Below are 10096 nucleotides of genomic sequence, written 5' to 3' on the forward strand. Positions count from 1 at the left end.
TGTTGGCCCAAGGGTTCGCCGACACCGCACCCCGGGCACTGACTTGGCGCACCGCGGCCTACGCGCTCGCAACCTCGATCGGCTACTTCGCCCTACAGGCGGCCGCGATCCATCTCACGGCGGGCGTGCTGCCGCCTGCACCCGCGCCAGGAGCGCTGGAATGGGCCTTAATCAACCTGGCCCTGCTCAGCTTCGGCCTCGTCGCCGTCCTGCAGGCGATGTTCCCGCTCTGGGCCTATCACCCCGCCGCGACCGGGCTGCGGGTCCACCTCGCCAACGGCCTCTACGCCAACGCGGCCTTCGACCGGCTGATCGGTGGCTGGTCGCTGCGTAGCGCTTCCTGACCGGTTCGGAGTTCCTACGATGATCGAGATCGTCCATTCCCTCCCGATGTCCCACGAGCGCGTGAGATCCGCTGCCGATGCCGCGGGCCGACGCATCCCACCCCTCTGGCCGCTGGCATCAAGCGTCGCGGTCAATCCATTCCTCGGGCACACCGGCGAACCGCTCTGGGTCGCCGCAGCGCAGCTGGCACGGGGCACCGGCACGGCCGTGACGATGCCGCGGAGCTGGTACCGCGACAGGATCGCGTCCGGGTCGATCACGGACGAGGACCTTCAGGAGGCTCTGGCCGACGCGCCCGCTGCCCTGCGTCCCGCTGATTGCGCCGCGCTCAAGGCGGCGTTGGGTTCGGATGGGCAGCCGGTCAGAGCAGTGCCGACAGTTGCCTCCCTTTGTGCCGCCGCCGCCGGGATCGATTGGCCAAGCCTGATCATCGACCGGTTCACCGCCTGGGTTGCCGGCTACTTCGATGAGGGGCAAGCCCATTGGGCCGCTCCGTCCGGCGGAAGCGCCCTCGCGCTCTGGCGGTCCTGGGCCATCCACGACTTGACCCCGGAGATCGCTGGGCTGAGCGGGTTTGCGCGACACGTCTCGGATGCGCCCGACGGAACGCTGCCTGCCCTGGCCCGGGCAACGGCCAGGCTCGGTCTCGGTCCGGACGCGCTCGAGAGCTACTTCCACCAGATGCTGCTGTCACTCGGGGGATGGGCCCAGTATGCCCGCTACCGGGTATGGCAATCGGAACTCGCCGGCGGATCTGACGGGATCCTGAGAGACCTGCTGGCCATCCGGGTTATCTGGGAGGAGGCGCTGTTCGCCCGCTACAAGGAGCAGATCGGTGACGCCTGGGCGGCCGTCGCGGCCGAGCACGCGACTCCTGCTCAGCCGACGCGTGACCAAGTCATCGACAGCATTCTACAGGACGCTGCGGAGCGTGCCGCGCAACGCGCACTCGCCGCGACGCTCGCCGATGCTCCTCCGGCTGCCGCGGGCGGACGCCCGGTCTTGCAGGCGGCGTTCTGCATCGACGTGCGGTCGGAGATCTTCCGCCGTGCCCTGGAGAGTCTGGATCCCGGCATCCGTACCCTGGGCTTCGCGGGCTTCTTCGGCCTGCCGACCGCGCATCGCCCGTTCGCATCGGACATCGAGGAGCGGCGGCTGCCAGTCCTCCTGAACCCGAGCCTCCATACTCGCGCCAGCGGCCCTGACGTCGCGAGTGCAGATCAGGCGGCCCGGGTCGCAGCCCGTTCGCGCCGCGCCTGGGGCCGCTTCCGGCAAGCGGCAGTGTCCTCCTTCGCCTTCGTCGAGGCGGCCGGCCCCCTCTATCTCGGCAAGCTCTTAAGCGACTCACTGGGCCTGACCCGGACACCGACGCTCGGCGAGCCGGCGCCTCGTCTCGATCCTGCACTCGACCTATCATCCCGCGTCGCGATCGCATCGAACGTTCTGCGCGCGATGTCGCTGACGCTCAATTACGCACCTGTCGTGCTGCTCGTCGGCCACGGGGCGAACGTCGTCAACAATCCGCACGCGAGCGCGCTGCATTGCGGGGCGTGCGGGGGGTATTCAGGCGAGGTGAACGCGCGGCTGCTGGCGCAGCTTCTGAATGAAGCGGAGGTGCGGATTGGCCTCAGAGAACGCGGTCTGGATGTACCGCTCGATACGATCTTCATCGCTGCCCTCCACGACACGACGACGGATGAGATCAGGCTGTACGCGGAGGATCTCCCGCGGGGGGGCGAGCCGCAGGACCTGGAGCGTGTAAGGACCTGGCTTGCAGCTGCAGGCACGATCGCGCGCGGGGAACGGGCCCTGCGCCTGCCCCATGCCTCAGACGGCCGTTCTGTCATGCGCCGTAGCCGTGACTGGGCTGAGACGCGCCCTGAATGGGGGCTAGCCGGCTGCAGCGCCTTCATCGCCGCACCGCGCCACCGCACGGCGGGCAGGCCGCTGGGCGGCCGCGCCTTCCTGCACGAGTACGAGTGGGCGCAGGACACCGGCTTCGGTGTGCTTGAGCTGATCCTCACTGCGCCCGTGGTCGTGGCGAGTTGGATCAGCCTGCAATATTACGGCTCGACCGTCGCGCCCGAGCTGTTCGGCTGTGGCAACAAACTCCTGCACAACGTCACAGGCGGCATCGGTGTCTTGGAGGGGAACAGTGGCCCCCTTCGGAGCGGCCTCGCTCAACAGTCCGTCCACGATGGCGAGCAGTATGCTCACGAGCCCCTGCGGTTGGCAGTGTGCATCGAGGCGCCGCGCGAGGCGATTACCGACATTCTGAAGCGACACGCTGAGGTGCGTGCCCTGTCCGACAATCGCTGGCTTCACCTGTTCGCGCTCGATCAGGACGGTCGGATGGCGTGGCGCTACGCCGGTGACCTGCGATGGACCAGCGCAGCCGGAACGACTGCTGCCAACTCGGTCTCAAAGCTCAAGGCCGCCGTGTGACAGGCCCGGCGCACGTAGCTGGGCCGATTTCGGCGCGCTGCCGGCTCACCCAGCGTCGGACGCCGCAGGCAGCGATCCGTTCACGGTGACCAGTTCGCGCAGCAGCGGGTTGGGGAAGCGTCTGGTCTGGATGATCGCGTAGAAGCGTTCCGTCACATCCGGAATGCGGCAGTGCTCGATCAGCAAGCCCGCGTTCAGCTCGTCCTGGACGACGATGGGCGGCACGACTGCGACCCCCTCGCCCTCGCGCGCCAGTAGCCGGAGCATGGCCATGTCGTCGACCTCGGCTTGGATGACGGGATGGATGCCCGCCAGAGAGAGCACGCGGTCGAACGCCACCCGGATCTCACTGTCGAGGCTAGGCAGCATGACAGGAATGGTGCGGAGAGCGTCCGGGAAGCTGAGCAGCTGCCCATCCGGCCTGGGCCGCCCCACCAGGCTGACAGGCTGCTCGGCGATGAGATGGCTGTGCAGGTCGGTGGCTGCATCCCGCCGGACCGCCGTGGTCGCGAGGACGACATCAATGCTGTGCATCTCGAGCTGCGTCAAAAGATCATGCATCGTGCCTGAGCGGAGCACGAGCTCGACATCGAGCCGTCCGATCAGGGGCCGCAGGAACGCGAGCTGGAAGTTGCGCGACAGCGTCGTTAGCGCGCCGACACGCAGTACGTACTGGGCCGTGCGGGGCCGCCCCTGAAGAACCTTGATCAGCTCATCGCCAGTCTCGAAGACCGTATCGGCATAGTCAAGCGCGATGCGGCCGGCCTCAGTCAGGATCAGCTTCTTTCCGCGACGCTCGAACAGGTCGTGCCCTAATTGCTGCTCAAGCCTCTGCAACTGAACGGACAGGGCGGACTGCGACAGGTTCAGGAATTCTGCGGCCCGGGTCAGACTACCCTCGTGCGCAATGCGGTGGAACAGGCGCAGATGATGATAATTCAGGACCGTCATCGCTCATATTTACAAGAACGAACGATCCGCAGCAATATTTGAATTTGTTGCCCGGCGCGCATTCGCATAGAAATCCTTCCAAACACGGATCAACAGATGTGCAGACGGCGTGCGCGACCGCCTCTCTGAAGCGCTCAGGAAGCCAATGTGGCCTTATCCAACGACGATCGTGGTGGAGCGAAGCATCTCGGATCGACAGTGCGCTTCTTATTTGGCGACGTCGAGGTTCACACTTGTGCTGGTAATAAGCGCCAAATTTGCATCCTTGCCGAGCAATTTCTTCGACACATGCATGCACGAGGCCTTCGACCCGCGATCATTGTATATTGCCCGGACGACTTTAGTCGCATGAAGATTGAATTCTACCTTCATGAGGTTTCACGCGAGCTCGATATGATAATCTGATTTGTTTTCAAGGCGAATCGACTGATCGGTGATGATTCGACGCGGGAGCGGATTTGTCGATCCGAACGGATACCTGAGACGCGAGCGATGAGACATGCGTGAAATCACAGCACTTCTCGAAGAGCGGCGGGCGCAGGCCCGGCTCGGCGGCGGTGAGAAGCGCGTCGAGGCGCAGCACAAGCGCGGCAAGCTCACGGCGCGCGAGCGGATCGAACTCCTCCTCGACCACGGGTCGTTCGAGGAATTCGACATGTTCGTGCAGCACCGCTCCACCGATTTCGGCATGGAGAAGCAGAAGATCCCGGGCGACGGTGTCGTCACCGGATGGGGCACGATCAACGGCCGCACGGTCTTCCTGTTCTCCAAGGACTTCACGGTGTTCGGCGGCTCCCTGTCGGAGGCGCACGCCCAGAAGATCGTGAAGGTCCAGGACATGGCGCTGAAGATGCGCGCCCCGATCATCGGCATCTTCGACGCCGGCGGCGCCCGCATCCAGGAGGGCGTCGCGGCGCTCGGCGGCTACGGGGAGGTGTTCCGCCGCAACGTCATGGCTTCGGGTGTGATCCCGCAGATCTCGGTGATCATGGGTCCCTGTGCGGGCGGCGACGTCTATTCGCCGGCCATGACCGACTTCATCTTCATGGTCCGCGACACGAGCTACATGTTCGTGACCGGCCCCGACGTGGTGAAGACCGTCACCAACGAGGTCGTCACGGCCGAGGAGCTCGGCGGCGCCAAGGTCCACACCACCAAGTCGTCCATCGCCGACGGCTCGTTCGAGAACGACGTCGAGGCGATCCTGCAGATCCGCCGCCTCCTCGACTTCCTGCCGGCCAACAACACCGACGGCGTGCCGGAGATCACGAGCTTCGACGACGTCAGCCGCATCGATGCATCCCTCGATACGCTGATCCCCGACAATCCGAACAAGCCCTACGATATGGGCGAGTTGATCCGCCGCGTCGTGGATGAGGGCGACTTCTTCGAGATCCAGTCCGCCTACGCCCGCAACATCATCACCGGCTTCGGCCGGATCGAGGGGCGCACCGTCGGCTTCGTGGCGAACCAGCCGCTCGTGCTTGCGGGCGTCCTCGATTCGGACGCCTCGCGGAAGGCCGCGCGGTTCGTGCGCTACTGCGACGCCTTCGATATCCCGATCGTGACCTTCGTGGACGTGCCGGGCTTCCTGCCCGGCACGGCCCAGGAATACGGCGGCCTGATCAAGCACGGCGCGAAGCTGCTCTTCGCCTATTCGCAGGCGACCGTGCCGCTGGTGACGATCATCACCCGGAAGGCCTTCGGCGGCGCCTACGACGTCATGGCCTCCAAGCACGTCGGTGCGGACGTCAACTACGCTTGGCCGACCGCCCAGATCGCCGTGATGGGCGCCAAGGGCGCGGTGGAGATCATCTTCCGCAGCGAGATCGGCGACCCGGAGAAGATCGCGGCCCGCACCGGCGAGTACGAGGACCGCTTCCTGTCACCGTTCGTGGCGGCCGAGCGCGGCTACATCGACGAGGTGATCATGCCGCACTCGACCCGCCGCCGGATCGCCAAGGCCCTCGGCATGCTCCGCACCAAGAAGATGGAGCAACCCTGGAAGAAGCACGACAACATCCCGCTCTAGGCAATATCGTCGATGGGCCAGACTGGAAAGCGGAGCTCGGAACCCGTGGGTCGATGGCAGCAGGAATACCGTGGCTGGCGCATCTGGCAGGATCAATCGGCTTTCTACGCCCGTGAACCAACGTGCCGCTCTCCAGCATGTACACTCACTGCGACCAGTCTTTGCCGTCTATGGGCCAGCGTTGATGCGGTCGAGCGCTCGTACGCTGGGGAGCCGGCACCGATCTGGTACCTGTTCGCATTGACTTTTCCAGAATTAGGTACACTCGACATCGGCAGCTCCGAAGGATTCGATCCAACAAGTACTAATTAGTATTTTAGAATGCCGGCAAATTAAATTTAAGATCGCAGAATCATGATCGGCGAAGTGCTGACCTACATCGATCGGCAACAAATCTCAGAGCCCGATTTTGATATGAGCAAATCAATTTTGCAATAAATTAGCGTTCGAACTCCTGTGGCGATCAGCATATTGGGGCAGAAATCCCTGACACCAAATAACTAATGGATATCATGTCGAGGATCTGTGCGATCCGCCGGATCGATAAATGAGAAACATTTTCCGGTCCAAATCTGCTGTCTCGAATATTCCTCCGTTAAATCAATCGTCAGCCATTCTGCTCTCGCTGCTCAAAAGCAAACGGGTCACTATCGGCCAGCAACGGTCAACACGCAGCGCTCGTCCCGCCGTCTCAGACGAGTGAATACTGCCGCACCGATTCGGGGTGAACGCTTGGGGAACCAGATGTCCGGAATAGCCTCTATGGGATCTGCGCGTCTTGGTGATCACTCATCGATGACGGTGCATCGGTGATGTCGTCCATCACGAGCTGGTTCAGCGCACAGATGAACGAAGACAGCCGATAGCCGTCGTGGCGTGAGAGGGCGTTGTCGAAAGCCCGGACATTCCAGAACGGGTCGTTGGGGCGGGTGATCGGCGCGATGCCGGTCAACTGGAGGCCGTGCAGGAAGCGAGCAGCCGGGCCGTTCTCGCCGGCGCCCCCAGGCGCGAGCTCCGCGCTGTCCCAAAAGTTGCCGCGCCGGTCGGTGCGCGCCATCCGAGCCCGGGTCAGCCAGTGGTTGGCGCGCGGGCAGTCGAGAGCCGCATCGGCGAGCGTGGCATAGGGGTGGTGCCGCTCGAGGCCCGGCGCATCAAGCCCGAGCAGTTCGTGAGTCGTGCCGAAGGGGGCCGCTGAAGGCTGAGCATCGGCGAGCACGCCGGCCGCCGGCCGCGGCGGGTCGAGATTGCCGATGGTGTGCGAATCCTCGCGCGCGGTGTTCTGGAACGGGAAGGTCGCCGCAAGCAGCGACAAAGTGCGCAGCGGCAGCGTCAGCAGTCCGGCGCCGAGGCCGACGGGCGGCGGAAGGCTACAGCTCTCACCGCGGGGCTGGCGGCCCTCGAAGCGCGCCGCCACACGGTCGAGAAAGCCCGCGGCCGGTCGGAAATCGAACTTGAAGGTCGGGAATAGGTCGTGTGTCGCCCAATCGTAGTCGACACCCGCATCGAACATGCTGTCCGTAGCCGCGAGCCGGCTCCGGATCCTCCGGCGGGCGGCGGTGAAGGCGTCCTCGACATCGAGGCCGATCCACGCGCAATCCCCAGGCCGCAGGCCGCCCGCCGGGAAGGCCAGGGCCGCCGTCACCGACATCAGGACCGGCCGCTGGTCGGTTGGAAAGGAGCCGTCATCGCGCTCGACCTCCGAAGCCGGCGTGTGGGCGTCGGCGTGGTCGGCCAGCTTCATCCAGACCTCGCGCTGGATCGCGGTCCACTTGCTCGCTTCGGAGGCGGGGTTGATCAGGACGACGAGATTGCCGAGGATCGGCGGCAGCGCCTCTCCGAACCGATGACGGCGCACGGCCTTGACCACGTCGTCCTTGAGACCGCTCGCCAGCATATTGCCGCCGAGGCTGTGCCCGGCGACGATCAGCTTGTTGTGCGTACCCGGCGCGCTGAGCGTCGTCTCGAGGGTGCGCAGGGCTGAGATCGCTGCGGGCGCGATGGCTTCGCTCACCGGCTTCCGATCGAACAAGGTTGCGCCGGCCGACAGGTTGCCGAAGAAGCCGCCGATCCCATCACCGAACCAGAGTTGCAGGCCGCGCTCGTCGACACGCGCCCCGCGCCAGCCGACATAGATCGCCGTGACGTCCATGTCGCAGACGCTCGAATCGCTCGGGCAGCGCTGCGCAAGGAAACGGGCCGCGTGGGCCGCGTAGAGGCGCAGGTCCGCAACGTTGCGGTCGCCGATCCGCGCGTCGTGCCGCCAGCCGTGAACGAAGGCGATGACGTAGTGCGACCCGGTCGAAAGGTGCTTCTTCAGGGCGTCGAGCTGGGTGATGACGGGCTTGACCATCGTGGCCGGCAGGCCTTTGGCCCGCATCTCGGTATCCATGGCATGGCGAAGCATCGCGCTGTCGATGGCCGTGTCGCTCGCCCCGTCGCGGGAAACGAGCGCGTAAGGTTCGCCATCCTCCTGGAACTCGATGAAGCCGAGGTGGTAGGCGAGGTCCCGTCCGCCGGCCTCGCGGGACGGGACAACGTGGCGCTGCAGGGCGCAACGGAGCCGTGTCGCCCAACGCACATCCGCCGCGATCGCCGCGCCTTCGTCGTTGCTGGCATCGACCCAGCCGTCTCCGTCGGACGGCATCGCCGCCCGCAGGGTCTCGCGGCCGGTATCGGCCAGGACCGTCCAGCCCTTCGCCAGCCCGTCACGGCACTCGGCGAGGCTCGGGTCGAGGTTGCGATAGGCGTGCGCCTTGTCGGTCGAGAGCACGACGTAGTTCAGGAACAGGATGCCGAGGGCCGCGAGGACGAGCGCGCCAGCGATCCGGGCCGTTATACGCAATGCGTACAAAACCCCACCAACGAGCCCGAAGGCTGTTCGATATATGGCGCGCCGCTGCTCGCCCTGCGCTGTCACCCGTTTGACGCTCATCGCGCCCGCATCCTGATCGGAGGCACTGAGGTTTGCCACATCAGTCGGAGCGCATGCAGCGTCATCGCGATTCCGCTCCGCCCTATCGCCTTGCCGCCTTTCGTTCGCCGTCGGCTCTCCGTTACGCGGCGGGCGATGACGATCCAGTCCCGGTAACTGCCTGGCCGAAGCCTGCGAAGTTCCATCGATCGTACCGGAAAGGATCCATCATGATGCGCGCAATTCTGCCGGCTGTCGCTCTCCTCGCCGGCACGGGCGTGGCCACGGCCTCCTTGTCGAGTCTGGTCGGCGCCTGGGGGCACGATTTTGTAGTCACGCCGTTCGAGCCGATGCAGCTCATGGTTGCGATGGCGACCGACAAGATTACCGGCAAGCAATTCAACGTCATCAAGATGCCGGACGGTCACGTGATGGCGGTCGTGCCCTTCGACCAGATGGCGAAGATGCCGGAGATCGACCGCAAGAGCCTGATGCCGATCAAGGGGGGAGGCTGAGCGATCGAACGCGCGCTCAATATCTGGTCAGAGTCATCCAGCGGCATAGCCAGTGCGACTCAATTCAGTCGCAAGCAGCGTGCCCGCATTCACAGTTCGTTTGCTCTGAAGCGGACCTACAGCTTTCGGCCAGTTCCGGTCCCGGCAGCAGGAGTCACAGGACGGCTGAGCTGGGTGGATACCCGCCGGTCTGCTTCGAGGAGGCAAAGCATGAAAGCAGGCATCGTCTCACTGCCAATCGTCACTGTTGCCGATCGTCAGCCGAGGACGACCCTGAGTTTGTTGGCTAGTGTCCGTCGTCAGATGATTTGAGACGACTTGAGGCGCTCAGGAACGGAGGCTCTGGTCCTTCTGGGTTGAGAGGTTAGGCAGCCTGCGCGTGGTGGCGCAAGCGGCGATCGATGAGGGTCTGGCGCTTGATCCGCGCCCGCTCCTGCAGGATGGCCTCGCCGCGGCCGAAGTAGACGTCGGCGGGAGTGAGGTTGTCCAGGCTCTCGTGAGCCCGAGCGTGGTTGTAATGCTCGACGAAGGCGGCAACCCGCGCCTCCAGTTCGCCGGGCAGGTAGGCGTGTTCGAGCAGGATGCGGTTCTTGAGCGTCTGGTGCCAGCGCTCGATCTTGCCCTGCGTTTGAGGATGGCGGGGCGCGCCGCGGATATGGGTCATGCCCCGGCTGCCGAGCCAGTCGGCCAGATCACCCGCGACGTAGCTCGGCCCGTTGTCGGAGAGCAGCCGCGGCCGATGCGCCACCTGCACATGATCGAGCCCGGCCGCCGCCAGCGCGAGGTCGAGCGTGGCGGTGACGTCGCCGACCTGCATCGTCGCGCACAGCTTCCACGCCACGATGTAGCGCGAGAAGTCATTCAGCACGGTCGAGAGGTAGTCCAGCCCCAGCCAAC

At 65.0% G+C, this 10096-nt stretch carries 5 protein-coding genes and 2 pseudogenes; 4 read left to right on the forward strand and 3 right to left on the reverse strand.

Annotation, left to right across the window (positions count from 1 at the left end):
- Together I53_RS03715 and I53_RS03720 are read left to right on the forward strand one after the other, a co-directional pair.
- A pseudogene (locus tag I53_RS03715) lies at positions 1-344 on the forward strand (oxidoreductase); the annotation flags it as partial.
- A gap of 19 nt (positions 345-363) precedes the next feature.
- Positions 364-2790, forward strand: coding sequence for a DUF2309 domain-containing protein (locus I53_RS03720; RefSeq protein WP_043346810.1), 2427 nt, complete (start codon positions 364-366; stop codon positions 2788-2790).
- A gap of 45 nt (positions 2791-2835) precedes the next feature.
- On the opposite strand, the gene I53_RS03725 is transcribed toward I53_RS03720, so the two are convergent.
- Positions 2836-3741 (reverse strand): LysR family transcriptional regulator, encoded by a 906-nt coding sequence (locus I53_RS03725; RefSeq protein WP_043346812.1) that lies wholly within the window; start codon positions 3739-3741, stop codon positions 2836-2838.
- A gap of 499 nt (positions 3742-4240) precedes the next feature.
- Here I53_RS03725 and I53_RS03730 point away from each other — a divergent pair, with 499 nt between their 5' ends.
- Entirely contained in the window at positions 4241-5773 is a 1533-nt protein-coding gene (locus tag I53_RS03730) for an acyl-CoA carboxylase subunit beta (protein WP_043346813.1), read from the forward strand.
- Positions 5774-6533: 760 nt separating this feature from the next.
- On the opposite strand, the gene I53_RS03735 is transcribed toward I53_RS03730, so the two are convergent.
- Positions 6534-8705: a hypothetical protein gene (locus I53_RS03735; RefSeq protein ID WP_043346815.1), complete on the reverse strand. Its 2172-nt coding sequence runs from the start codon at positions 8703-8705 to the stop codon at positions 6534-6536.
- Between the two features lie 53 nt (positions 8706-8758).
- On the opposite strand from I53_RS03735, the gene I53_RS34835 reads away from it, so the two are divergent.
- Complete coding sequence (locus I53_RS34835; RefSeq protein ID WP_251982209.1) at positions 8759-9199, forward strand: hypothetical protein; 441 nt, start codon at positions 8759-8761, stop codon at positions 9197-9199.
- A gap of 364 nt (positions 9200-9563) precedes the next feature.
- On the opposite strand, the pseudogene I53_RS03745 reads toward I53_RS34835, so the two are convergent.
- Positions 9564-10096: pseudogene (locus I53_RS03745) on the reverse strand (transposase); the annotation flags it as partial.

Origin of the sequence: Methylobacterium sp. B1, from assembly GCF_000333255.1 — a bacterium.
Taxonomy (GTDB): Bacteria; Pseudomonadota; Alphaproteobacteria; order Rhizobiales; family Beijerinckiaceae; genus Methylobacterium; species Methylobacterium fujisawaense.